General features: G+C 71.7%; 19 protein-coding genes. 8 read left to right on the top strand and 11 right to left on the bottom strand.

Annotated elements, in window-relative coordinates:
- Window positions 1–8: 8 nt before the first annotated feature.
- Window positions 9–896 carry an alpha/beta fold hydrolase gene (locus MIAR_RS07900; RefSeq protein WP_285633827.1) on the bottom strand — a complete coding sequence of 296 codons (888 nt, stop codon included), beginning with the start codon at window positions 894–896 and terminating at the stop codon, window positions 9–11.
- An 80-nt stretch (window positions 897–976) separates the two neighbouring features.
- On the opposite strand from MIAR_RS07900, the gene MIAR_RS07895 reads away from it, so the two are divergent.
- The gene (locus MIAR_RS07895; RefSeq protein WP_285633824.1) at window positions 977–1,573 is read left to right on the top strand and encodes an HAD family hydrolase; all 597 of its coding nucleotides are present in this window, start codon (window positions 977–979) and stop codon (window positions 1,571–1,573) included.
- On the opposite strand, the gene MIAR_RS07890 is transcribed toward MIAR_RS07895, so the two are convergent.
- From MIAR_RS07890 to MIAR_RS07870, 5 genes are all read right to left on the bottom strand, one after another.
- Window positions 1,563–1,733: an HAD hydrolase-like protein gene (locus tag MIAR_RS07890; protein ID WP_285633821.1), complete on the bottom strand. Its 171-nt coding sequence runs from the start codon at window positions 1,731–1,733 to the stop codon at window positions 1,563–1,565. The genes MIAR_RS07895 and MIAR_RS07890 overlap by 11 nt on opposite strands.
- Window positions 1,734–1,755: 22 nt before the next feature.
- Window positions 1,756–1,887, bottom strand: a complete 132-nt coding sequence (locus MIAR_RS07885; protein ID WP_285633818.1) for a hypothetical protein — start codon at window positions 1,885–1,887, stop codon at window positions 1,756–1,758.
- Window positions 1,884–2,771 (bottom strand): phosphotransferase, encoded by an 888-nt coding sequence (locus tag MIAR_RS07880; protein ID WP_285633815.1) that lies wholly within the window; start codon window positions 2,769–2,771, stop codon window positions 1,884–1,886. Before MIAR_RS07880 ends, MIAR_RS07885 begins: the two co-directional genes overlap by 4 nt.
- A 25-nt stretch (window positions 2,772–2,796) precedes the next feature.
- On the bottom strand, window positions 2,797–4,215 hold the full coding sequence (locus tag MIAR_RS07875; RefSeq protein WP_285633812.1) for an aminopeptidase P family protein: 1,419 nt from the start codon (window positions 4,213–4,215) through the stop codon (window positions 2,797–2,799).
- A gap of 75 nt (window positions 4,216–4,290) precedes the next feature.
- The gene (locus MIAR_RS07870; protein WP_285633809.1) at window positions 4,291–5,316 is read right to left on the bottom strand and encodes an endonuclease/exonuclease/phosphatase family protein; all 1,026 of its coding nucleotides are present in this window, start codon (window positions 5,314–5,316) and stop codon (window positions 4,291–4,293) included.
- A 55-nt stretch (window positions 5,317–5,371) separates the two neighbouring features.
- Between MIAR_RS07870 and MIAR_RS07865 the strand changes: the two genes are divergently transcribed.
- Window positions 5,372–6,247 carry a PHP domain-containing protein gene (locus tag MIAR_RS07865; protein WP_285633806.1) on the top strand — a complete coding sequence of 292 codons (876 nt, stop codon included), beginning with the start codon at window positions 5,372–5,374 and terminating at the stop codon, window positions 6,245–6,247.
- A gap of 87 nt (window positions 6,248–6,334) precedes the next feature.
- Here the strand turns inward: MIAR_RS07865 and MIAR_RS07860 are convergent, their stop codons facing one another.
- Window positions 6,335–7,855, bottom strand: coding sequence for a DEAD/DEAH box helicase (locus MIAR_RS07860; RefSeq protein ID WP_285633803.1), 1,521 nt, complete (start codon window positions 7,853–7,855; stop codon window positions 6,335–6,337).
- 185 nt (window positions 7,856–8,040) lie between these two features.
- Here MIAR_RS07860 and MIAR_RS07855 point away from each other — a divergent pair, with 185 nt between their 5' ends.
- Window positions 8,041–8,751 carry a ferritin-like fold-containing protein gene (locus MIAR_RS07855; protein ID WP_285633800.1) on the top strand — a complete coding sequence of 237 codons (711 nt, stop codon included), beginning with the start codon at window positions 8,041–8,043 and terminating at the stop codon, window positions 8,749–8,751.
- A gap of 17 nt (window positions 8,752–8,768) precedes the next feature.
- On the opposite strand, the gene MIAR_RS07850 is transcribed toward MIAR_RS07855, so the two are convergent.
- Window positions 8,769–9,056 (bottom strand): hypothetical protein, encoded by a 288-nt coding sequence (locus tag MIAR_RS07850; RefSeq protein WP_285633797.1) that lies wholly within the window; start codon window positions 9,054–9,056, stop codon window positions 8,769–8,771.
- Between the two features lies 1 nt (window position 9,057).
- Window positions 9,058–9,282, bottom strand: a complete 225-nt coding sequence (locus MIAR_RS07845) for a DUF3107 domain-containing protein (RefSeq protein WP_285633794.1) — start codon at window positions 9,280–9,282, stop codon at window positions 9,058–9,060.
- A 140-nt stretch (window positions 9,283–9,422) separates the two neighbouring features.
- Between MIAR_RS07845 and MIAR_RS07840 the strand changes: the two genes are divergently transcribed.
- Window positions 9,423–12,692, top strand: a complete 3,270-nt coding sequence (locus MIAR_RS07840) for an ATP-dependent helicase (RefSeq protein ID WP_285633791.1) — start codon at window positions 9,423–9,425, stop codon at window positions 12,690–12,692.
- On the top strand, window positions 12,689–16,180 hold the full coding sequence (locus MIAR_RS07835) for an ATP-dependent DNA helicase (protein ID WP_285633788.1): 3,492 nt from the start codon (window positions 12,689–12,691) through the stop codon (window positions 16,178–16,180). Before MIAR_RS07840 ends, MIAR_RS07835 begins: the two co-directional genes overlap by 4 nt.
- Here the strand turns inward: MIAR_RS07835 and MIAR_RS07830 are convergent.
- Complete coding sequence (locus MIAR_RS07830; RefSeq protein ID WP_285633785.1) at window positions 16,126–17,493, bottom strand: phosphotransferase; 1,368 nt, start codon at window positions 17,491–17,493, stop codon at window positions 16,126–16,128. The genes MIAR_RS07835 and MIAR_RS07830 overlap by 55 nt on opposite strands.
- A gap of 100 nt (window positions 17,494–17,593) precedes the next feature.
- Here MIAR_RS07830 and nudC point away from each other — a divergent pair, with 100 nt between their 5' ends.
- Window positions 17,594–18,526: an NAD(+) diphosphatase gene (gene nudC, locus MIAR_RS07825; RefSeq protein WP_285633782.1), complete on the top strand. Its 933-nt coding sequence runs from the start codon at window positions 17,594–17,596 to the stop codon at window positions 18,524–18,526.
- Window positions 18,523–20,244 (top strand): ATP-dependent helicase, encoded by a 1,722-nt coding sequence (locus MIAR_RS07820; RefSeq protein ID WP_285633779.1) that lies wholly within the window; start codon window positions 18,523–18,525, stop codon window positions 20,242–20,244. Before nudC ends, MIAR_RS07820 begins: the two co-directional genes overlap by 4 nt.
- An 821-nt stretch (window positions 20,245–21,065) precedes the next feature.
- Here the strand turns inward: MIAR_RS07820 and MIAR_RS07815 are convergent.
- Complete coding sequence (locus MIAR_RS07815) at window positions 21,066–22,529, bottom strand: zinc-dependent metalloprotease (protein WP_285633776.1); 1,464 nt, start codon at window positions 22,527–22,529, stop codon at window positions 21,066–21,068.
- A 118-nt stretch (window positions 22,530–22,647) separates the two neighbouring features.
- Here MIAR_RS07815 and MIAR_RS07810 point away from each other — a divergent pair, with 118 nt between their 5' ends.
- Window positions 22,648–23,742, top strand: coding sequence for a YlbL family protein (locus MIAR_RS07810; protein WP_285633773.1), 1,095 nt, complete (start codon window positions 22,648–22,650; stop codon window positions 23,740–23,742).
- Window positions 23,743–23,790 lie beyond the last annotated feature (48 nt).

Below are 23,790 nucleotides of genomic sequence, written 5' to 3'. Positions count from 1 at the left end.
GCCGCGCGTCACAACGTCCCGAGGAATCGCGTGACGACGTCCACGTAAGCCTCCGGCTGCTCCACGAACGCGAAATGGCCGGCGTCGGGGATCGTGACGATGTCCCCTCCGGTCGCCGTGCGGTAGGCGTCGCGCACGACCGGCGGCGCGACCATGTCATCCTCGCCGTGGATCAGCACCGACGGCACGGTCAGCGACGCGAGCGACGGCCGGCGATCGCGGTACATCTCTGCCATCAGCGCCAGGTGAGACATCCCCTTCGCCCAGTCGAGGCCCTTCGGAGCCGCCTCCATCACGTCTTCGTACCGTGCGCGCGTGGCCGCGTCGTGGAAGAAGAGGTCCAGGTAGCGCGGGCCCAGCGGCAGCATCGCCTCCCAGGTGCGGTCGTCCGCGGTCAGGCGACGTTCCAGACCTGCGAGCGTGCGGCACACCTCTGCGGCATCGGCGTTGCCGTCCTCGTCCAGCATCGTTGCCGCCCTCGGGAGGCGGTGCCGATCGGTGGCGTCGGCGTCCAGCGCCGGGCAGTCCAGGATCAGACCGCTGACGTGCTCGGGGTGCGTCAGCGCGTATTCGAGCGCATAGCCGCCGGCGGAGGAGTGGCCGATGATCGTCCAGCGGTCGATGCCGAGCCGACGGCGGATCCCCTCGAAGTCCTGCACCAGCAGGGCGATCGTCAGCGGTTCGGCCTCCGGCAGGTCATCGGATCTCAGCACGCCGCGCTGATCGACGCCGATGATGCGGATGCCCCGGGCGGCGAACAGATCGCCGACCGATGCCATGAAGTCCCAGCACGGGTTGCCCGGTCCGCCATGGATGAACAGCAGCGGATGCCCGTCCTCGGGACCGCGCTGGTCGACGAAGAGACGGGTGCTGTCGATCTCGAGAAGGGACTCCACTCCAGCAAGCTACGGTGCCGCCGTCGCTTCGGAAAGGGGCCTTGTACATCTGCGCGCCCCGGCACTGGCACGATGGATCCATGATCCGCGCCGTCGTCTTCGATCTGGACGGCGTGCTGCGCCGTTTCGATCCGGCTCACGTGGCGGCGATCGAAGCCCGCCATGGACTGCTCGACGGCAGCATCCATGCCGCCGCGTTCGCTCGGGAGATGCTCGATCCGGTCATCACGGGGCGCATCAGCCGGGCAGCCTGGGTGCGGATCGTGGGGGAGCGGCTGGCGCATCCGCAGGCGGCGGAGGAATGGGGCCGTCATCCGTCTGTTCCGGATGCCGGAATGCTCGCGCTCGGCGACGAACTGCGTTCACGCGGCATCCGCACCGCCATCCTCACGAACGGCACAGACACGATCCGCGCCGAACTTCGTGCTTCGGGCATCGACGCCCACGTCGACGCGGTCTTCAACTCGGCCGAGATCGGCGTCGCCAAACCCGACCCTCGCGCGTTCCAGCATGTGCTGGACGCGCTCGACCTGCCCGCCTCCGAGGTCTTGTTCACCGACGACTCGTCGTCCAAGCTCGCCGGCGCGGAGGCACTCGGCATCCGCACGCACCACTTCACCGGCGAGGTCGGCCTTCGCGCCGCGCTCTGCGACGCGGGCATCCCCGTCAGTCGCTGAGCACCGCGGCGGCGAAGCCAGGCACATCGCCGACCACGAGGTCGGCTGCCGCGTCCGCACGGGGGTGATCGGTGATCCACGCCGTGCGCAACCCCGCCCTGCGACCCGCTTCGACGTCCGTCTCGAGCCCGTCACCCACCATCCAGCCGCGCAGCGGCACGCCGATGCGCTCCGCCGCACGATCAGCAGACCGGGGTCGGGCTTGCGGATGCCGAGTATGTCCGGATGAACTCGTCCGCCCAGCGCCCGACTGCCGCCTCCTGATCGACGAGCGTGCCGTCGAGGTCGAAGATGATCAGCCCGGCACCGCTCACCCGAGAACGTCCTGATCGCTCAGCACCCGCGAGGCGGTGCTGCGTCCCAGCTCCGCCATCACGGGGTTGGAGGCCTCGTAGTACCAGACCAGCCCCATGGCCTGCTGCAGCGCCCATGCGGCACCCCGCCGCCACTCGGCGTCCGACGCCCCGACGACCTCGCGCAGACGCCGGCGCGGCCCCTCGGAGAGCAGATGCCAGGCGCACACCAGATCCAGAGAACGGTCCGCCGGGCCGAAGTCGCCGCCGTCCAGCACCCCGGTGAGCCTGCCGTGCGACACGAGCAGGTTCAGCGGCGTCAGGTCGCGGTGGCTCATGACATGCTCGCCGGCCTGAGGAACCTCCCGCAGCTCCGCCCACGCCCGTGAGACGCCGGTCACGTCGACGAGCCCCGCGCTCTGCGCGATGCAGTGCGCGATCCACTCGTCATGATCCTGCGTCGAGCCGCCGCGTCCGCGGCCGTCGAAGACCCGGGCGCCGACAGGCACCGCCCGCAGCGCGAGGATCAGCGCGCCGAGATCCTCGGCGAACGCCTCCGAATCCGCACTGCCGAACGGGTCCGCCACATCGCCGGGAAGCCAGCTCTGCAGCGACCACGCCGACGGGTACCGCTCGGCGCCGGCGCCGATGCCGAGCGGCACCGGCGCGGGGACCGGCGACGCCGCGGCGAAGGCGGCGAGACCGGATGCCTCGCGGGACAGCTCCTCCGCGGAGGCCGGCGCCAGCGGGAACCGTGCGGCGACCTCGTCGCCGACGCGGAAGATCGCGTTCACCGTCCCGGCGCCGGGAACGGCCACGACGGCCGGCCCGGCGAACGACGGGAGATCACGGGCGATCAGCTCGGCCGCGATCTCCTCGTCGACGGCCAGCTGTCCGTCGTGCATCCGTCCCGTCACGCTGCGTGTCGGTTCAGCGCTTCAGCCGCGCGATCCACGCCTCGACATCGGCGACGGTGCGCGGGATGTCGGCGGAGAGGTTGACGGGACCGTCCTCGGTCATCAGGATGTCGTCCTCGATGCGCACGCCGATGCCGCGCAGCTCCTCGGGAACCGTGAGATCGTCGATCTGGAAGTACAGTCCCGGCTCGATCGTGAAGACCATGCCGGCCTCGAGGATGCCGTCGTAGTACATCTCGCGGCGCGCCTGCGCGCAGTCGTGCACATCGATCCCGAGGTGGTGCGAGGTGCCGTGCACCATATACCGGCGCTGCTGGCCGCCCCTGTCGGCGTCCAGCGCCTCCTCGGCGGTCACGGGCAGCAGACCCCACTCGGCCGTGCGCTCGGCGATGACCTTCATCGCGGCCTCGTGCACGCTGCGGAAGCGCACACCGGGCTTCGCGGCGGCGAAGGCGGCGTCCGCGGCCTCCAGCACGACCTCGTAGACACGGCGCTGCACGTCGGAGAAGGTGCCGTTCACGGGCAGTGTGCGGGTGATGTCGGCGGTGTACTGGCTGTCGACCTCGACGCCCGCGTCGAGCAGGATCAGGTCACCGGGCACGACGGTGCCGTCGTTGCGCGTCCAGTGCAGATAGCAGGCGTGCGGGCCGGAGGCCGCGATCGTGTCGTAGCCCTCCCAGTTGCCGTCGCTGCGGGCGCGCTGGTGGAAGACGCCCTCGACGATGCGCTCGCCGCGCGGGTGCGCGACGGCGCGGTCGAAGTCGCGGATGACGTCCTCGAACCCGGATGCCGTGACGGCCACCGCGCGACGCATCTCGGCGATCTCGAACTCGTCCTTCACCAGGCGGAGCTCGGAGACGAAGCGCGTCAGCTCGTCGTCCGCGTCCACGACCAGGTCGTCGTCGCCGGCACTGAAGGCGTCGATGTGCGCGGTGGCCACGGCCAGGTCGGCGGCGACGCCGGCGAGCGAGGGCCGCGGGCCGATCCAGAACTCGCCGATCGTGGCATCCGAGTAGAACTCGCTGGTGGTGCGGTCGGCGCGCTCACGGAAGTACAGCGTCACCTCGTGTCCGTCGTCCGTCGGCTCGAACACCAGCATGGAGTCGGGCTCGGCCTCGTTCTCCCAGCCGGTCAGGTGCAGGAACGCCGAGTGCGCGCGGAACGGGTAGTCGGTGTCGTTGCTGCGCTGCTTGAGCGAGCCGGCCGGGACGACCAGGCGCTTGCCGGGGAAGGCCTTCGACACGGCGTCGCGGCGGGCGGTTGCGTAGGGCGCCTGGGCGCGCGCGGCGGGCAGCGACTCGGGGCGGTCTGCCCACCCGGTCGAGATGGTGTCGAGGAAGCCCTGCGGGAAGGGCTGCTTGCGGGAGCTGTTGGCGTCCTTGGGAGCGTCGGTCGGGGTCTCGACGACGGTGTCGTTCTCAGCGCTGGTCATGTGCTCCATTGTCTCATCGACGCAGGGAGCCCGCTTCGTGCTCCGGCGCCGCCGGAGGTCACGCGCGGTCCGAGGTCACGGCGAGACCGGCTCCAGCTGGGCGACCAGCGCGCGGTGGTCGCTGCCGCCGGCGTCCTCGAGCACCTCGGATCCGGTGGCTCGCCAGTTCTCGCTCGCCATGATGTGGTCGATCGGCGCACCGAGCAGTGCCGGCACGCTCGCGGGCCAGGTGCCCAGCATCCCGTTCCCGGTGCTGCTGGCGACATCGCGGCAGCGCCCCATGGTCCCGCCGTCGTCACCGAAGGACGCCATGTGGTCGAGGGTCGAGTTGAAGTCGCCCGCGAGGATGAAATCCCCGGCGGGGCACTGATCGGCGATCCACGCCAGATCCGACTTCCAGCGGCTCATGGCCTTCTCGCGCGGGGCGACCGCGTGCACGGCCACGATCGTCGGACCCTTGCCGTCCACCGGCATCGCCACGACGCTCGGCACCGAGCCGGTGTTGCTGGAACCGTCACGGGAGGACTCGATCACCGAGTAGTTCCCGAGCTTCGCGGAGATGAGGATCGTGGTCTGCCACGCCTGCGGCCCATTGGACACGTCGGGGCGGATGTTCACGTTGTGCACCCACATCGGGTTCCCCGCCTGACGCATCATCAGAGCGATGCGCTCGCCGACCTTCTCCGAGGTCTCCGGCAGCGCCACGACATCGACCTGCTGCTCCTCGATGACCTTCGCGATCTGCTCGGCGGACACGGCCGCGCCGTTGGTGTTCCAGGTGAGCACGCGCAGCGCGGCATCCGTCTTCGCCGGCAGTATGCCGGTGCCGACGCCGCGCATCGCCCCGACCAGCCCGGTCGCCCCGGCGCCGAGCAGCGCGACGATGAGGATCGACGCCGCGAAGCCGCGCAGCGGCCTCGCGATGAGCAGAAGGAGCGCGAGCACCGCGACGACCAGGAACGCACCGATGACCAGAGCGCGGGAGGCGATGATCTGGGCGATCGGGAACGTGTCCTCCAGGTGGAAGAACTGCGGCCACACGAGCACCGCCGTCGCGATCGCGAACAGCACGGTGATGAGGATTCCGACCAGACGTAGCATCGTCCGAAAGCCTAGGCGAATCTTGCTGTGACACCCCTGGCGGTACGCTCGGAGGATGACCCAGGGCGCCCACTCCACCGTCTCCGGTCCGAGTGACCTGCACCTGCATTCGAACCACTCCGACGGCACGGAATCCCCGGCTGACGTCGTGCGGGCGGCCCACGCCCATGGCATCCGCACCGTCGCCCTGACCGACCACGATCGCACCACGGGCTGGCAGGAGGCGGGCGACGCCGCGGTCGCGCTGGGGATGACGTTCATCCCCGGCATCGAGTTCTCCTCCCGGCACGAATGGCGCAGCGTGCACGTGCTGGGCTACCTGTTCGATCCGACCGATCCGGCGCTGGTCGCCGAGACCGAGCGGATCCGCGAGGACCGCGTCGGTCGCGCCGAGAGGATCGTCCGCAGCATCGCCCGCGACTACGAGCTGAGCTGGGACGATGTGCTGCTGCAGACCACGCCGGATGCCACGGTCGGCCGCCCGCACATCGCCGACGCCCTGGTGGCGCGCGGGATCGTCCGCGATCGCACGGAGGCGTTCGACGGCATCCTGCATCCGCGTGCCGGTTACTACGAACCGCACTACGCGCCGGACCCGCTCACCGTGGTGCGGCTGATCACCCGCGCCGGGGGAGTGCCGGTGATCGCGCACCCGGCGACCTCCGGCCGGGATCGGATGATGCCGGTCTCGTTCTTCGACCGGCTCGTCGCGGAGGGGCTCGGCGGACTCGAGATCGACCACCGCGAGAACACCGAGGACGGCAAGCGAGCGCTACGTGAGATCGCGGCGCGGCACGACCTCATCATCACCGGCTCCAGCGACTACCACGGCGCGGGCAAGCCGAACCTCCCCGGAGAGAACACGACCTCCGACGAGATGGTCGCCCGGATCATCGCCCGCGGCACGGGCACACCGCCGCGGCGCTCCTGACAGGGAAGCACGTCAGCGCGCTGCACCCTGGAAGCGGAGCAGCCGCGCGCCCCGGATCGGGACGCGCGGCTGCTGCGTGAGTGATCGTCAGGCGCCGGTGGGCGCGGCACCGCCGGAGCGGCGGCGACGGCGACGGCGCTGCGGGGCGGACTTGCCGTCCCGGTGCTCGTTGGTGGCATCGCCGTCGTGAGTGCCGGCGCCGTCCGCGTCGCGGCCTGTGGCGGGGGTGCTCTCCGCAGGAGCGGATGCCGTGGTCTCGGCGCCTTCGGCGAAGGTCGCTCCGACCTGGTCGCCGCCCGAGCCGCGACGGCGGCGACGGCGGCGACGGGTGGTGCCGTCATCGGTGCCCTCGGCAGCAACCTCCGCAGCCTTCTGCGGCTGGCGCTGGCGACGCTCCGACGGAGCCTTCTCGGCCTTCGGCGCGGTGCGCAGGCGGCCCTTGGTGCCCTCGGGGATGTTCAGGTCGGTGTAGAGGTGCGGGCTCGACGAGTAGGTCTCGACCGGCTCGGGCTGACCGAAGTCCAGCGCACGGTTGATCAGGGCCCACTTGTGCAGGTCCTCCCAGTCGACGAACGTGACCGCGATGCCGGTCTTGCCTGCGCGGCCGGTGCGGCCGGCGCGGTGCAGGTACGTCTTCTCCTCGTCCGGGATGGTGTGGTTGATGACGTGCGTCACGTCGTCGACGTCGATGCCGCGGGCGGCGACGTCGGTGGCGACCAGCACGTCGCGCTTGCCCGCCTTGAACGCCGCCATCGAGCGCTCGCGCTGCTCCTGGCCCATGTCGCCGTGCACGCCGCCGACGTTGAAGCCGCGGTCGCCGAGCTCGTCGACCAGCTTCTGCGCGGCGCGCTTGGTGCGCGTGAAGATCACGGTCTTGCCGCGACCCTCGGCCTGCAGGATGCGGGCGATGACCTCGTCCTTGTCCAGTGAGTGGGCGCGGTAGACGATGTGCTTGATGTTCGCCTGCGTGAGACCCTCGTCGGGGTCGTTCGCGCGGATGTGGATGGGGTTCGTCATGAACCGGCGGGCCAGTGCCACGATCGGGCCGGGCATGGTCGCCGAGAACAGCTGGGTGTGTCGCACGGCCGGCACCTTGGAGAAGATCTTCTCGATGTCGGCCAGGAAGCCGAGGTCGAGCATCTTGTCGGCCTCGTCGAGCACGACCTCGGTCGCGTGCGACAGGTCGAGCAGACGCTGGTTGGCCAGGTCGATCAGACGACCCGGCGTGCCGACGACGATCTGCGCCCCGGCCTTGAGCTGGTCGATCTGACCCTCGTAGGCCTTGCCGCCGTAGATGGCGACCACGCTGGTGGAGCGGTTCGAGGTCAGCATGTCGATGTCCTCGTACACCTGCACCGCGAGCTCGCGGGTGGGGACGACGATCAGCGCCTTGACGCCGGGCTCCGGGTCCTGACCCAGGCGCTGCACCACCGGGATGCCGAAGCCGAAGGTCTTGCCGGTGCCGGTCTTGGCCTGGCCGATGATGTCCTGGCCGGGGAGGCCGAGGGGGATGGTCTGCTCCTGGATCGGGAACGCGTCGACGATGCCCTTCGCGGCGAGTGCGTCGAGGATGTCCTGATCGATTCCGAGATCAGCGAATGATGTCACGTCTGTCTTTGCCTGTCCGGCGCGTGCGCGGCGGTCTGCCGTGCGAGCGGCGCCTCGTTGTGATCCACGCCGTCAACTGCTGCCACAGGCGCGGGGTCCTGCTCCGATGGCAGGACAGGAACAGCCTACCGGAGGCGTGTCCGTTCCTCCGCAGGCTCCGGCACCGCGGCCGGTAGTCTGGGCGGGTGGTCAACTGGTTCTGGAAGCGCAAGCCGCAGCGACGCACGCTCACCCTGCGCAGCAGGGGCGACGACGGCGGCGCGCAGCGCGTGGACTTCGCCGAGCTGGCGCCCGAGCTGAATCGCTTCCTCGGACAGGCCGCCTATCTGCAGCTGGGCTACTTCGAGACGCTCAGCCGCAGCATCCGCGGCACGCAGTCCCTCGCCCGCAAGGAGGCGCTGTCCCGCGCCGCGGGAGCGGCGCTCGACAAGCACCGCGGGATCGTGAAGGTCATCGCCGAGCAGGGCGAGGACCCCACCGAGGTGATGCTGCCGTTCCGGGAGAACCTCGACGCCTTCCGCCGCAAGACCATCGGCGTCCGCCAGGAGGAGACGCTGCTCGCGGTCCACCTCACCGCCGGAATGCTGGACGACTTCTACCTGGCGCTGGCCTCCAGCTACGGCCGCACCGGGGAGCAGGTCGCGGAGATCCTGCGTCAGCCGGATGCCGGCGACGAGATCGTCGCGATCATCCGCGAGACCATCGAGAGCGACCACGAGTGGCGCTCACTGCTGTCGATGTGGGGACGCCGCCTGGTCGGCGACACGCTGCTGGTGTGCAGGGACGCGCTGCGCCCCGGTCGCCTGGAGGCCGACGACAGCCGCATCGAGCCGGTCTACACCGAGCTGATGGGTGCGCACGCGCGCCGCATGGATGCGATGGGACTCGCCTCGTAGCGTCCGCCCTCGTGGCGTCAGATGCCGAGCGCCTGCTTCGCCTCTGCATCTCGGCGTGAGCGCACCGCGCTGATCGCGACGGTCAGAAGGGCGGCCAGCAGCAGCCCGCCGCCCAGGCTCGCGAACCACAGCCACGCGCTGGTCTCGGCGACGCCCGACCACTGCAGGATCGTGTAGATCGCCACGGCGGCGGCGGTCGCGATGCCGGGTGTCACCGCGACCCCGCGCAGATCGCGCTTCGGCAGCACGAAGTGCAGCCCGATGCCCAGCGAGCAGGCGGCGATCAGCGCGAGCAGGATGTACATGTCAGGCGACGAAGCCGACGCGGCGCGACTCCTCGGTGCCCAGCTCGATGTAGGCGAGGTTCGCGGTGGGGACGATGTACGAGCTGCCCTTCGCATCCGTGAAGCTCAGGTGGCTGGCGTTCTGCTCGAGCGCTCCGGCCACCTGCGAGCGAATCTCGTCGGCGCTGGTGCTGGTCTCGAAGCTCAGCTCACGACCGGTGTTGACGATGCCGATGCGGATTTCCACGCGATCTCCTCAGATGTCTGCGAACACGGTCGACTCTACCCGCTGGCCCGGGCGCCGAGCCCGGCGGCAGCGCCGATTTCGCCCTGGGCGCACAGCGCGATGGACCGACGCTGTCGGCACCCGCCGCTAGCGTGGAGGACATGATCCCGGATGCCGCTCAGCACGTCGTCGTGCATGCCGACCCCACGGCATCCGGCGTCGTGATCGGCGCACCGGGCACGGGTAAGACCGCCGCGCTCGTGGACCGCGTCGTGCGCCTGCTCGACGGTGCGCTGCTCCCCGAGGAGCTGCTCGTGATCACGCCGAGCCGCCAGGCGGCCACCGCACTGCGCGACCGGGTGGGCGTGCGGATCGACCAGGCGACGCCTGGGCCGCTGGTGCGCTCGCTGGGGTCATTCGCCTTCCAGCTCGTCCGCGGCGCCATGGTGCGCGAGGGGCAGGATCCACCCGCGCTGCTCACCGGCGCAGACCAGGACCGCATCCTCGCCGACCTCCTCGCGGGCGACGCCGAGGACGACGCGCGCCGCTGGCCCGAGACCCTCAGCCCGGCCGTCCGTGCGTCGAAGGGCTTCCGCTCCGAGCTGCGCGCGTTCCTGGCCGAGTGCACCGAACTGGGCGTGCGGCCGGGCGAGCTGGAGGACTCCGGCCGCGAGGTGTGGCAGGCGGCGGCGGACTTCCTCGCCGAGTACCGCGAGGTGATGGACGGCATGCGTGTCGCCCATCGCGACATCCCCGAGCTGCTGTCCGAGGCGACGGGCATCCTGGGCACGGCGGATCCGGCGTCCCTGGGCCCCCTCGCCGCCCTGCGCACCGTGCTCATCGACGACGCGCAGGAGCTCACCCGCGGTGGCATCCGCCTGGTGCGGGCGTTGCGCGAGCGCGGCGTGGCCGTTTTCGCGTTCGGCGACCCCGACATCTCGTCCGGCGCGTTCCGCGGCGCGAGCCCCCAGCTGTTCGCCGAGCTGGCGCAGGTGCTCGGTGACGTGCACGTGCTCGACACCGCGCATCGGCAGAGCCCGGCGCTGACCGCGCTGACCAGAACCGTCACGCAGGCGATCGGCGTCGCCGGCCGCGTGGATCACCGTCGCGCACCCGGAGAGGTGGCGGGTGACGGCGTCCGCACCCTCATCGCCCCGTCGCCGCACGAGGAGATCGACCGGATCGCCGCCACGCTGCGCGACTGGCATCTCAGCGACGGCATCGCGTGGACGGACATGGCCGTCATCGCCCACGACACCAGGCAGATCGTCATGCTCGAAGCCGAGCTCGCGGCGCGCGAGGTGCCCACTCGGGCCGCAGGCGTGCCGCGTCCGCTGGGCAGCGACGGCACGGTGCGCGAGATCGTCGAGATCGTGCGGCTGGGGCTGACACCCGCTGCCGATCGCCCGTCGGACCTGCTCGCCGAGGCCCTCGTCTCGCCGTTCGGCGGGCTGGATGCCGTGGGGCTGCGGCGCCTTCGTGCGCGGCTCCGGCACGTGGAGCTCGCCGGCGGCGGATCCACGCCCGCGCGGGAGCTGCTGCGAGAGGCGCTGCAGTTCCCGCACCTGTTCGATCGCGTCGACGCGCCCGAGGCCCGCGTCGCGCAGCGCTTCGCCGAGACGCTCGCCCAGCTGGAGGCTGCAGGCGTCGCGGGCGAGACCATCCACGAGCTGCTCTGGCGGGTGTGGGATCGCGCCCGCTCCATCGGCGGCACGTCGCTGCAGACCGCCTGGCGTGCGGCCGCCGATCAGCCCGGCGGGGCCGAGATCGCGCGCGCGTTGGACAGCCTGGTGGCGCTGTTCGACGCGGCCAAGCGGTTCGTGGAGCGCTCGCCGCAGGAGAAGCCCGCGCTGTTCATCCGCGACATCCTCGACAGCGAGGTGCCCGAGGACACGCTCTCCACTCCCGACCGGCCCGGCCTGGTCACGCTCATGACCCCGGCGTCGGCCCTCGGTGCGGAGTTCGAGGCGGTGGTGGTCGCCGGCGTGCAGGACGGCATCTGGCCGAACGTGCGCCTGCGCGGCGGGATGCTGGAGACCTGGCGTCTGGGGGAGTGGCTCGCCGCCACGCGGGAGGGCCACCCCGAGGTGGTGCCCGGCGTGCTGGACCGCCGGCGTGCCGCGCTGCATGACGAGCTGCGCCTGTTCGTGCGTGCGCTGTCGCGGGCGCGCACACGGCTCGTGGTCTCCGGAGTGGACGACGACGACATGACGCCCAGTCCGTTCTTCTCGTTCCTTCCCGCACCGCCGCCGGCGGAGGCCGAGGAGCAGCGGTTCGCGCACCCGCTCACGTTGCGCGGGCTGGTGGCACGGCATCGGCGCACGCTGACGACCGCTTCCGATCCAGCCGAGCGCGCCGCGGCCGCCGGGCAGCTGCGCCTGCTCGCCGATGCGGGCGTGCCCGGGGCGTCTCCCGATGACTGGTACGGCGTGACCTCCGTGTCGAGTGCGGCGCCGCTGCGCGACCTCGCGGCGGCGCCGGTGAAGGTGTCTCCGTCGAGGCTCGAGGCCTTCGAGGAGTGCGGCCTGAACTGGGTCGTCTCCGCGCTCGGCGGAGACACGGTCGCCCCGCCCTCGGCCGGGATCGGCACGATCGTCCACGAGGCGATGGAGAAGGCGCCGGACGGCGACCTGGCCGCGATGACGGCGATCGTCGACGAGCACTGGCCGGAGCTGGACTTCGAGACCGAGTGGATCGGCCGGAAGGAGCGCCGCCGCGCGGATCTGTACGTGCAGCGGCTGCACTCGTACCTGGGCGAGACCGCTCGCGACGGTGGACGGGTCGTGGGCGCTGAGGCGAAATTCCGGTTCGCCGTGGATCTGGACACCGAGCAGGTGCTGCCGGATGCCGAGGGTCCGGACGTGTCCGGCTCCCGGCTCGAGGATGGCGACGACGCGGGCGCGCCGCGGCCGACAGCGGCGCCGGAGGGCGGCATCCCGCCGCGCGCGGTGGTGAGCGGCGTCATCGACCGCGTCGAGGTGTACCCGTCCGGTGCCGGTGAGCACGATGCCGCACGGGGGCAGAAGTGGGATCGGATGAGCGATGGCCAGGACGGTGAGCGGGTGGTCGTGGTCGACCTGAAGACAGGGAAGTACGAGCCCGACACCGAGGCGAACGTGCGCGAGCACGCCCAGCTCGCCGCCTATCAGATCGCCGTGCAGCAGGGACTGATCGAGGGCGCCCCGCCCGCGGCCCTCACCGGAGCGCGCCTGGTGATCGTGTCCAAGACCGTGGGGAAGGCGGACTATCGGGTGGCCCACCAGCACACCCTCGACGACGAGGCCAGGGCCGCGTTCCTGCACCGCGTCTCCGAGGCGGGGCGCGGCATGGCCGCCAGCAGCTTCACCGCCCAGGTGGAGGCGCACTGCGCCGACACGCTCGTCCGGGTGACTCCGTGCCACATCCACACGGTCCCGGCGGTGAGCGCGTGAGCGCGGCCGCCGACTGGACGGCTCCGTCCGCCATCTCCGCCGAGGTCATCGCGCTCGCCCTCGGACTGCCCGTCCCCACCGAGGCGCAGCAGCTCGTCATCCAGGCCCCGCCGACGCCGGCGCTGGTCGTGGCGGGGGCCGGCAGCGGCAAGACCGAGACCATGTCAGGCCGGGTCGTCTGGCTCGTCGCCAACGGGCACGTGCGCCCGGACGAGGTGCTCGGCCTCACGTTCACGCGCAAGGCGGCCGGCGAGCTCGCCGAGCGCATCGGCGCCCGTCTGGAGACCATCGACCACTTCGGCCGGCGCGGCCTGCTCCCGCACCTGCCGGAGATCGTCGCGACGGACGCGCTGCGCCGCGTGCACGACGCCGTGCCCGGCGCGCAGCGCGACGCGGTGCGCATCCAGGTGCTCGACGAGCTGGCCGCGCGGCACGACACCGGCTGGGATCCGCGCACGCCCCGCTCGGCGGAGGATCTGCTGATCCGCCCGCGGGTCTCCACCTACAACGCCTTCGCCGACGGCATCGTCCGCGAGCACGCCGCCCGCATCGGGCGCGACCCCGAGGCCGCGATGCTCAGCCAGTCGGCATCCTGGCTGATCGCCCGCGCCGTCGTGCTCCGGGCCGACCTTCCAGGGCTGGAGGACATCGACCGCGCGCTCGGCACGGTGATCGACGCCGTGCAGAAGCTCGCCGCGGAGGTGCTCGACCATCGTGTCGACCTGGATGCCGTCGAGCGCATCGCCGTGGAGCGGGCCGCGGCCTTCGAGCCGTACCGCAGCAATCGCGACGTGGACACGGCGGCGCTCAATCTGCTGAGCATGCCGGTGCTGGTGCGCCTGGTGCGGGAGTACATCGCCGAGAAGGAGCGCCGTGGCGTGCTCGACTTCGCCGATCAGGTCGGCGGCGCCTTCGACATCGTCGAGACCGCCCCCGATGTGCGCGCGGAGCTGCGCGAGCAGCACCGCATCGTGCTGCTCGACGAGTACCAGGACACCTCGGTCATCCAGACCCGCTTCCTCGCGGCGCTGTTCCGCGACAGCGCGGTGATGGCTGTCGGCGATCCGCATCAGTCCATCTACGGCTGGCGGGGCGCGAGCGCCGACAACCTGTACGCCTTCGGTCGGGCGTTCGCCGAGGAGCGGTCTGCGACCACCTACAGCCTGATGACCAGCTGGCGCAACGACAGCACCATCCTCGACGTCGCCAACCGGATCCTGGAGCCGCTCAAGCGCCCCGGACTCGACGTGCCCGCACTCGAGCCGCGGCCGGGTGCCGGTGCAGGCCGGGTCGAGGTGCTCTTCCCGCACACGGTCGACGACGAGGCCGAGCAGGTGAGCGCGTGGTTCGAGCAGCGCAGGGCGGAGCATGCGGCATCCGGGGCCGATCGCGCGCACACCGGGGCGATCCTGTTCCGCTCCAAGCGGCACATGCAGACCTTCGCCGGCGCGCTCGCGCGCCGCGGCATCCCGCACCGCATCCTGGGCCTCGGCGGACTGCTCTCCACCCCTGAGGTGGTCGACGTCGTCTCCATGCTGCGGGTCATCCACGACCCCACGGCCGGCTCTGCGCTGATCCGGATGCTGGTGGGACCGCGCTTCGCGATCGGCGTCGCCGACATGGCGGCGCTGTACGATCTGGCATCCGCGCTCGCCGGACGGGACGCCGACCTCAGCCCCCTCTCCGACGAGGTGCAGCAGCGGCTGCGCTCCTCGCGCGGCGCGGACGAGGCGGTCTCGATCGTCGACGCGGTCGACTTCCTCCGTGCCGCCCCCGACGACTACCGCCTCATCGCCGGGATCACGCCGGAGGGGAGGTCGAGGCTGCGCGCCGCGGGGGAGATCCTGGAGCGGCTGCGCCGGTCGGCGGGGCTGCCGATCCCCGAGCTGCTCCGTCTCATCGAACTGGAGCTGCGGCTGGACATCGAGCTCGCCGCGAACGAGACGAGAGGTCCTGCCCGCGTCGCCGCGACTCAGCTGCGCGCGTTCACCGACGAGGTGCGCGCGTTCCTCAGCGCCGATGACCGCGGCACGATCGGCAGCCTGCTCGCCTGGCTGGACAAGGCCGAGAGCACCGACGAGCTCATGCCCAGGCCCGAGCCGCCCGAGCCCGGGGTCGTGCAGCTGCTCACGATCCACGGCTCCAAGGGCCTGGAGTGGGATGCCGTCGCCGTGGTGCGCCTGGTCGAGGACGAGCTGCCCGGCCGGGTGAGCGACACGTCCGGCTGGTTCGGGTTCGGCGTGGTCCCGTTCGCACTGCGTGGCGATCGCGACGCCCTTCCCATGTTCCGCTGGGATCCGCAGGCGGAGATGGATGCTGCCGGCGACGTTCCCGCGAAGCGGCACAAGGCCGCGCTGGACGCGCTGGCGGCGGGCGTCACCAAGGCGTTCCCGCACGGTGGTGCGCTGCGCCGGTTCAAGAACGAGTACCGCGACTACCAGCAGCAGGAGGAGCGCCGGCTCGCCTATGTCGCCGTGACCAGGGCTCGGCAGGACCTGCTGCTCTCGGGAGCGCACTGGGCCGGCCAGACCAGGCCCCGCAAGGCCAGCCCCTATCTGCGGGACGCGATCGACGTGCTCGGCCTCGACCCGATCGGCGACGTGGATCCCGAGGACAACCCGTATGAGGGACCGGGCATGACCGCGGCGTGGCCCCTCGATCCCCTCGGGGGCAGACGCGCCCGCGTCACCGAGGCGGCGGGTCTGGTGCGCGCGGCGATGGATGGCGAGGCTCCCGAGCCCACCCCGCAGCTCGAGCGTCTGCTCGCCGAGCGCGCGGAGCGCCTGAGCGGTACCGGGGGTGACGCGCCCACCCGCGTGCCCGCCTCGCGGTTCAAGGACTGGGTCACTGATTACCGCGGCACCCTGCGCGATCTCGGGCGTCCGATGCCTGAGCGTCCCTACACGCAGACCAGGATCGGCACGCTCTTCCACGCCTGGGTGGAGCACCGCTCCGGCCTCGTCGGCGCGGGGTCCGCCGAGAGCGCGCTGTGGGAGCTCGACGAGGATGCGCCTGAGACCTCGGGCATGGTCGCGGTGAGCGGCGATGACGAGCAGGCGCTGACCGCCCTCCGTGAGATCTTCGAGCGCAGCGAGTGGGCGGCGCTGCAGCCGATCGCGGTGGAGATCGAGATCGACTTCGCCTTCGGCGCCGACGCCTCGAGCGGCTCCGCGCCGCAGGGCGCGGGGACGGGCCACATCGTGATCTGCAAGCTCGACGCCGTCTACCGCCGCGAGGATCGCGGCGGTCGCATCGAGATCGTCGACTGGAAGACAGGCCGTGCGCCGCGCACCGCGCAGGAGAAGGAGGAGCGGATGCTGCAGCTCGCCCTCTACCGGGTCGCGTACCACCGCCGGTTCGGCGTGCCGCTGGATCAGATCGACGTGGCGCTGTTCTACGTGGCGGACGACCTGGTCATCCGCGGCGACCGGATCTACTCCGAGGCGGAGTTGGTCCAGCGCTGGAGCGCCGCGCGCGCGGCCCGCTGAGCCTCCTCGGCCGAGTCGATGTCACTCGGCGCATCCGGCTCGGAGGGGACCGGACCGGTCTCCCCGTCGCGATGCGTCGACCCGCGCACGCCGCTGATCTCGCCGAGGTCCTGCGTGTCCTGCTCCCACGAGCCGTGCTGCTCGGTGGAGGTGCTGTCCTCGCCCTCCGCGTCTGACGGCTCGGAGCCCGCGGCACCGCCTTCCTCCTCAGCGTCGGACGCGGCAGGGTCGTCCTCATCCGTCTCGGCCTCGTCCAGCCAGAGATCCTCCGGCCGGTACGCGTCGGTCTGCATCGAGGTGTCGATCGCGTTGGCAGCGGTCTCGGGCGTCTGCTCGAGCACGTCGAGCGCCGAGTCGACCCCGCCGGTGTACGCGGCGACAACGCGCAGGTCGTCGCTGCGCAGGCCGTCGGCGAGGGACTCCAGCAAGCCCGCCGCGTCGTCGACGATGTCGGGGCGGCGCAGCTCGTCGCCGTGCACCAGCCAGCGGGCGAACTCCAGTTCGGCGTGCAGCCGGGCGCGCACGCGCAGTGCATCGTCGGCCGCGCGGGACGACGCGGACACGTACGCCGCGAACACGTCGTCGGCGGCGTCCCTGGCGCCGGAGAGCCAGCCCAGGTCCTCGGCGGGATCGCTCACGGTCAGCCCGCGCCAGCCGATCACCCCGGTCACCTGCGGTCCATCGTTCGGGTCGTCCTCGAACAGGAACGACTGCGCCTGCAGACCCGCCATCGTGACGGCGGTCTCGAAGCGCCACAGCTCGTCATCGGCGGCCGCGTCTCGCCACCGTGCCGTGAGACGGGCGGGCACGCGTCCGGTTCCGGCCGCGCGGTCGATCAGCTGCTGGATCTCGGTGCGCACGGTCGCGGCGTCGCGGACCGTGAGCCCTGCGGCCCGCACCACCGACGCGGGCAGCGAATGCACGGCGGCGATCGCCTCGCCGATCGACACGGCCGCACCGCGTCCGGCGGGGATGTCGCCGGCTTCGATCTGGAATCCCGGCATCAGGTCGGTCACCAGCGCCCGGGCTTCGCCGACGGTCGTCTCGCCGATGTGCGTCGGCACCTGGAACGGCAGCATCTCGCGGGCGCCGGCAGTCAGCGCACGCAGCGCCAGGGACTCCTCGGCGAGCTCGCGCGCGGCGGCATCGTCGGATGCTGCGCGGATGACGAGCTCGCGCCCGTCGGCGAGAGTGGCGACCGCGGAGTCGAACCTCCCGTCCCCGTTCGAGGTCAGGGCGCGTGCGCCGGTGACCTCCGCCCCCGGCAGAGCGGCCGTGACCGCCGCCACTAGAGTGAAAGGAGAGCGTGCCATGTCCTCCAGGGTAGGTGCGCACCCCAGCCGGTGCGCCCACGCCACGCCCTTGCCCCGGTTTACGGTGGGCGAGCGCATGGCACGAGAGCAGGAGGAGCGGATGACTGCGGAACGGGACATCCTCGACCGGGCGGCCGAACTGCGCACCGAGCCGGACGTCGTCGCGCGGCTGCGCGCCACCGCCGGTACGCGGGTCGTCGTCGTGCGCGAGGGTCGCCTGCGGGTGGCCTCGGATGCCGTGCTCCGCGTCGACGCGGGTGCGGTCGGTGACGCGGACTGGGCTCTGCTCGGCCGCGACCGCGACGGGACGCCCCTGCTGCTGGCATCCGCGCCGGCAGAGACCGACAGCATCGACAGCGCACCCGAGGAGACTTGGCTGGGCCTGCGGGACGCCGGCGGCAGGCTCGACCCGCATGAGACGGACCTGTTCGTGACGGCGATCGCGCTCGCCGGCTGGCTGAACGACGCGCGGTTCTGCGCCCGGTGCGGCGAGGCCCTCGACCTGCAGAGCGCCGGCTGGTCCCGGCGGTGCGCCACCTGCGACATCGAGCACTTCCCGCGCACCGACCCGGCGGTGATCGTCGCGGTCGAGAGCCAGGACGGCGAGCGACTGCTGCTGGGCGCCAACGCGAACTGGCGCGGCCGCATGCACTCCTGCTTCGCCGGCTTCGTCGAGGCGGGGGAGTCGCTGGAGGACACCGTGCACCGCGAGCTCTTCGAGGAGGCCGGCGTGCGCGTCCGCGACATCCGGTACGTCTCCTCGCAGGCGTGGCCGTACCCGCGATCCCTGATGCTGGGCTTCCGCGCGGTCGCCGTCGACGAGCGCACGGCGCCGGACGGCGAGGAGATCACCGAGGTGCGCTGGCTGACCCGCGACGAGATCGGCAGCGCCCTGGCCGGCGACGGTCCGGTCGGGCTCCCGGGTCCGGCCTCGATCGCGCGCAGGCTCATCGAGCACTGGTATCAGGAGCCATCGGGAACCGCCGTGCGGGGCGGGCGCAGCGCTCCGCCCGCCCAGGGGTCACCCGCGTGAGCGCGCTCGACGCCCTCGACGAAAGGCAGCGGGAGGCGGCATCCGTGCTGCGCGGACCCGTCGCCGTGCTCGCCGGCGCCGGCACCGGGAAGACCCGGGTGATCACGCACCGCATCGCGCATGGCGTCGACACGGGGGCGTACTCGCCGTCGCGCGTCATGGCCGTGACCTTCACCGCGAAGGCCGCAGGAGAGCTGCGCGGACGACTCCGCGCGCTCGGCGTCGGGGGCGTCTCGGCCCGCACGTTCCACAGTGCAGCGCTCGCGCAGCTGAACTTCTTCTGGCCGACGCTCACCGGCGACACCGCGCCCTCGATCATCGACAACAAGGTGCGGATGCTGGGCCAGGCCGCCGATGCCATGCGCCTTCGGCCGAGCACCGCGACCCTGCGCGACATCGCCTCCGAGATCGAGTGGCGCAAGGTGTCGATGCTCTCCATCGAGCAGTACGCCCAGCAGGGACGGCTCATCACCGGCATCCGCCCGGAGCAGCTGCTCGAGCTGCAGGCCGCCTACGAGCAGCTCAAGGACGACCGCCGCCAGCTCGACTTCGAGGACGTGCTGCTCGCGTGCGCGGGCATGCTCGAGACCGAGTCCCGCGTCGCGGCGGCCGTGCATGAGCAGTACCGGCACTTCACGGTCGACGAGTACCAGGACGTCTCGCCGCTGCAGAACCGGCTGCTGGAGCTGTGGCTCGGCGATCGTCGGGACATCTGCGTCGTCGGCGATGCGAGCCAGACCATCTACTCGTTCGCCGGAGCGCAGCAGCGCTACCTGCTGGAGTTCGAGAAGCGCCATCCGGATGCCACCGTCGTGCGCCTGGAGACCAACTACCGCTCCCAGGCGCCCATCCTCGCGGCGGCGAACGCCCTCATGCACGGGCGCCCCGGAGCGCTCGCCCTCGTGCCCGCACGAGAGGACGCGCGTGCGGAGACGCCCACCGTGACGGCCTACGACAGCGAGCGCGAGGAGGCCGACGGCATCGCCGCGGCCATCGCCGACCGCATCGCCTCCGGCGTCTCGCCGTCCGACATCGCCGTGCTCTACCGCGCGCACGTGCAGTCCGCCGTGCTGCAGCAGGCGCTCGCCGCCCGCGGCATCGCCACGAGCGTGCTCGGAGGAACGCGCTTCTTCGACATGCCCGAGGTGCGTCAGGCGGTGCTCGGTCTGCGAGGCGCGGCCGTCGCGCCCACGGACGCCGGGTTCCTGCCCACCGTGCGCGACGTGCTGCGCGGCCTGGGACTCACCGACGAGCCGCCGGCAGCCGGCGGTGCGCAGCGAGACGGGTGGGAGGCGCGCCGGGCGATCCTCCGTCTCGCCGAGGAGGCACCGAAGGGCACCACGCTGCGGGTGTTCGCCGATGAGCTGATGGCGCGGGCGAAGGACCAGCACGAGCCGACCCTGCACACCGTGACGCTGTCGACCCTGCACGCCGCGAAGGGCCTGGAGTGGCCGCACGTGCTGCTGGCGGGCTGGGCCGAGGGTGCTCTGCCGATCTCCTACGCATCGACGTTCGAGGCGGTCGACGAGGAGCGCCGCCTGGCCTACGTCGGTATCACGCGGGCCGCGCGTACCCTCGCGATCTCGTGGTCTCGCAGCGCGGGACGAGGGGAGCGGGCGCCGTCGCGGTTCCTCGCGGAGATCGGGACGGCGTCTCGAGGCACGGGCATCCTTCGTGATGGCGCAGCGGGCGCCAGGCGAGCCGCCCGTCGGGACTGACCCGCACCGTCAGCCCGGCCTGCTCCACCGGTGTGCGCAGCACGCGCGCTGCCAGCCTCGCCGCAACGGCGATGCGTGCGGCGGAGATCGACACCGAGCGGCCGACCAGCTGCGCGTGCAGCATCGGCCAGGCCGGGTCGCGCCGGGACTCGTGCTCATCACGGCAGGACAGGCACGGCGTGCGACCGGGGACGACGAGCGGACCGATCACGGCGGCCTCCCGCTCGAACGCGACCGGCAGATGCGCTCGGTCCTCGCGCAGGTAGGGCGCGAGCTGCAGCGCCGCCGCGGCGCCCTCGATCAGGACGAGGGCGACGGCATCGGAGGCGTCGGGATCCGTCACGGCGATGCCCTCGTCCTCGATCGCCTGCCGCATCCGCTCCAGTGCGCGGTCGTCCGACAGGTTGACGCCCTCGATGCTCACCGGCGGTGCGGGTGCCGGGTCGCTCACCAGCACAGGGCGGAGCCGGGAGAGCAGCTCGCGCGCGGCGACGCGGGGCGCCCCGACTCCGTGCGCCACGACATCGAAGGACGCCGGTCGGATGCCCGCCTGGAGCCGCAGCAGCAGCGGTTCCACCCACGGCTCCTCGACGTCGATCGCGACCACGCCCTCCAGCCCGAACTGCACGGTGCGCTCGTCCCGCCACAGCACCGGGTAGCGCGCATCGAGTCGGGTGGTCGCGGGAGTCGGTCGCGGGCTCATACCCCCGATTGTGGGCACTCCGCGGCATCCGCGGGCCGTGTCCGGACCATCTGTGGACGGATCCACGGGATCAGACGCCTGTGGAGGGAGAGTGGCTCGGGTACGGAGGGGCGGAGACTCAGACCGGGCGGTCGCCCTCCGGGCGGTCGTCGGATGCCGGGTCGGAGCCGTCCGCTCCCGTGTCGCCGTCCGAGGTCTCGCGGCCGTTGCCGGGGGCATCGCCGTCGGCGCCGGGATCCTCACCGTTCTCGCCGGGCGCCCGACCGAAATCGTCGCCGTCCAGCAGTCGCGCAAGCGCCTCGTCGAACTCGTCGGCCGCGGGCGCCTCGCCACGCTGCAGCGCCTGCAGCCGCTCGATCAGCGCCGTCGGATCGTCGATGTCCTCCGAGGACGGCATGAGGTCGGGGTAGTCCCACAGGGAGTCGCGGGCGGCGACGCCCACGGCATCCGTCACGGCCTTCCACATCGCGGACGCCTCGCGCAGTCGCCGTGGACGCAGCTTGAGGCCGACCAGTGCACCCAGGGCATCCTCGGCGGGGCCGCCGACCGCGCGACGACGGCGAGCCGCCTCGGCGAGACGGGCGCCGTCGGGGAGCCGTGCGATGGCCTGGCCGGTGACGACGTCGACCCAGCCGTCGATCGTGGCGATGAGGTTCTCCAGGCGCGTGAGCGCCTCGCGCTGAGCATCCGTCTGAGCCGGCAGCAGGGCGCCGCCCTCGATCGCCGCGCGCAGCTCCTCCGGGTTCGAGGGGTCCAGTCGCGAGGCGAGGTCCTCCAGGGCATCGATGTCGACCGTCACACCGCGTGCGAAGTCGGTGATCTGCGAGAGCACGTGCAGGTGCAGCCACTTGGCGTGCCGGTACAGCCGGGCGTAGGCCAGCTCGCGCGCCGCGAGGTAGAGGGCGATCTGGTCCTCGGGGATCTCCAGCCCCTCGCCGAACGCGGCGATGTTCTGCGGGATGACCGCCGCTGTTCCGGCGGGCAGCACCGGGATGCCCACGTCTCCGCCGGAGACGACCTCGAGCGACAGCCGGCCCAGCACCTGCCCGAACTGGGTGGCGAACAGCGAGCCGCCCAGGCCCCGCATCAGCTGCCCCGCACCCTGCACCATGCCCTGCATCTCCTCGGGCACCTGCGTCTGCAGGGCGTCCATGAGGGCGTCGGCGATCGACGTCGACACCGGCGTGGCGATCTCCTTCCACACCGGCAGGGTCTTCTGCACCCAGTCGCCGCGGGTCATCGCCTGCGGGGTCGTGGACAGCTCCGAGATCGTGGTGGCCTCGCTGAGCCACAGGTTCGCCAGGCCGAAGGCATCCGCCAGCGACGACTGCGAGCCTGCGGTGATGCCGAGGCCGTCCTGGTTGGCGATGTGCAGCGCGGCCCGCTCGGCGTTCTGCCACGGGTCGCCGGCGAACATGCCCTGCATCTGCGACATGAAGCCCTGCATCTGAGCGGGATCGATCGGCATGCCCTGCATGTTCGAGAGCGCCTCGCGGAGCTCCTCCGGGTCGATCTGCCTGCCGGACATCATGCGGCGCAGCATCTCCTCGAAGTCGGACGGATCGCGGTCGTCGTCTGTCATGCGAATGGCCCTCTCAGCATGCCCGTAGCGTGTGCGCTCTACGCTAGTCACACGATCCTGTGCTCCAGCCCTGGCAGCGGGGATATCTGTACGCCGCTCGCGAACGCCCGGAGGTCACGTGTCATCACGCCGCAGCAATGGCACGATCGTCGGCGTCGTCGCACTGAGCATCTCGCTGGTCGCGCTGGTCGGACTGACCTTCATCCCGACCCAGTACGTGATCCAGCGGCCCGGCCCGGTGTTCGACACGCTCGGCACGGCCAAGGGCACCGACGGCGCCTCGGTCCCGCTCATCGAGGTGAAGGACGCCAAGACGTACCCGACCGGCGGCACGCTCGACCTCACCACGGTGCAGGTCATCGGCAACAGGCAGCGGACGCCCACCTGGTTCGAGCTGGCGCTGGCCTGGTTCGACCCCTCGCGTGCTGTCGTGCCGATCGACGCCGTCTTCCCGGAGGGCGTGACCAGCGAGCAGCGCGATCAGCAGAACGCCGCGCTGATGGTCGACTCCCAGCACGAGGCGACCGCGGCGGCCCTCACCGAGCTGGGCTACGACGTCGGCGCGCAGGTCGAGGTCGTCAGCGTGCTCAAGGACTCGCCCGCGGAGGGCCTGCTGAAGGACGGCGACCGGATCCTCGCGATCGACGGGGTCGACGTGAACTCGGCCACCCTGCTGCGCGACACGATCCAGAAGGCGAAGGGCTCCGAGGTCACGCTCAGCGTGAAGCGGGGGAGCGAGACCGACACCGTCGCGATCACCCCGGAGAAGACGAAGGATGCCAGTGGTGCCACCACCTGGCTGATCGGGATCACTCTCACGACCGACTACACCTTCCCCGTCGACGTCAAGCTGCAGCTCGACAACGTGGGCGGCCCGAGCGCCGGCATGATGTTCGCGCTCGGGATCATCGACACGCTCACGCCGGGCGAGCTCAACGGCGGAGTGAACGTGGCCGGCACCGGCACGATCGACGCCGCGGGGGATGTCGGGCCGATCGGCGGCATCCGTCAGAAGCTGTTCGGCGCGCGCGATGCCGGCGCGACGGTCTTCCTCGCCCCGGAGAGCAACTGCGACGAGGTCGTCGGCCACATCCCGGACGGGCTGAAGGTGTTCAAGACGGCCACGCTGCAGGACTCCCTCGACATCCTCGAGGTCATCGCCGACCACGGTGACACCTCGAAGCTGCCGGTGTGCACCGCATCATCGAAGTGACCTCTTCGCGCTGAGCGGAACCCGGGGTGCCGTCATAGGTGCCCTGCA

This window comes from Microbacterium arabinogalactanolyticum (assembly GCF_030268005.1).
Taxonomy (GTDB): Bacteria; Actinomycetota; Actinomycetes; order Actinomycetales; family Microbacteriaceae; genus Microbacterium; species Microbacterium arabinogalactanolyticum.
Note: the sequence above shows the minus strand (reverse complement) of the source record. Positions and strands in the feature narration are given on the sequence as shown.

Bases quoted from the DNA above. Each gene is read 5' to 3' on its own strand.
- MIAR_RS07895 (WP_285633824.1), top strand. From the start codon at position 977: ATGATCCGCGCCGTCGTCTTCGATCTGGACGGCGTGCTGCGCCGTTTC.
- MIAR_RS07880 (WP_285633815.1), bottom strand. From the start codon at position 2,771: ATGCACGACGGACAGCTGGCCGTCGACGAGGAGATCGCGGCCGAGCTG.
- MIAR_RS07875 (WP_285633812.1), bottom strand. From the start codon at position 4,215: ATGACCAGCGCTGAGAACGACACCGTCGTCGAGACCCCGACCGACGCT.
- MIAR_RS07870 (WP_285633809.1), bottom strand. From the start codon at position 5,316: ATGCTACGTCTGGTCGGAATCCTCATCACCGTGCTGTTCGCGATCGCG.
- MIAR_RS07865 (WP_285633806.1), top strand. From the start codon at position 5,372: ATGACCCAGGGCGCCCACTCCACCGTCTCCGGTCCGAGTGACCTGCAC.
- MIAR_RS07850 (WP_285633797.1), bottom strand. From the start codon at position 9,056: ATGTACATCCTGCTCGCGCTGATCGCCGCCTGCTCGCTGGGCATCGGG.
- MIAR_RS07840 (WP_285633791.1), top strand. From the start codon at position 9,423: ATGATCCCGGATGCCGCTCAGCACGTCGTCGTGCATGCCGACCCCACG.
- MIAR_RS07830 (WP_285633785.1), bottom strand. From the start codon at position 17,493: ATGGCACGCTCTCCTTTCACTCTAGTGGCGGCGGTCACGGCCGCTCTG.
- nudC (WP_285633782.1), top strand. From the start codon at position 17,594: ATGACTGCGGAACGGGACATCCTCGACCGGGCGGCCGAACTGCGCACC.
- MIAR_RS07815 (WP_285633776.1), bottom strand. From the start codon at position 22,529: ATGACAGACGACGACCGCGATCCGTCCGACTTCGAGGAGATGCTGCGC.